This is a genomic window from Streptomyces fildesensis (assembly GCF_016107395.1).
Lineage (GTDB): Bacteria > Actinomycetota > Actinomycetes > Streptomycetales > Streptomycetaceae > Actinacidiphila > Actinacidiphila fildesensis.
Genome location: NZ_JAAIKO010000271.1, coordinates 1 through 283 on the forward strand (window position 1 = coordinate 1; position 283 = coordinate 283).

General features: G+C 45.6%; 2 protein-coding genes. One reads left to right on the forward strand and one right to left on the reverse strand.

Annotation, left to right across the window (positions count from 1 at the left end; all coding sequences use genetic code 11):
• Positions 1-189: hypothetical protein (locus tag C6N31_RS44955; protein WP_232486377.1), on the reverse strand; the 189-nt coding region annotated here is incomplete at its 3' end.
• Between C6N31_RS44955 and C6N31_RS46475 the strand changes: the two genes are divergently transcribed.
• The coding region (locus C6N31_RS46475) for an HMG-box domain-containing protein (RefSeq protein ID WP_368860205.1) at positions 188-283 on the forward strand (96 nt) is incomplete at its 3' end. The genes C6N31_RS44955 and C6N31_RS46475 overlap by 2 nt on opposite strands.

Below are 283 nucleotides of genomic sequence, written 5' to 3' on the forward strand. Positions count from 1 at the left end.
GCGACTCTCAGAAGCCCTAACCCTAAACCTCCAAGTTTGGATAACCATGAAGGGAAGCAAATCAAAACCAGATGCTAAGAAAAAGAATCTATCTACGAAGAAGCAATCTTCTCGAGTAACGAAGGGGAAGATCTCGACCAAGGATCCGAACAAGCCGAAGAGGCCTCCTAGCTCTTTCTTCGTGTTCATGGAAGAGTATAGGAAACAGTTCAAACTGGAAAATCCGAACAACAAATCGGTTGCAGCTGCTGGCAAAGCAGGTGGAGAAACATGGAAATCGCTG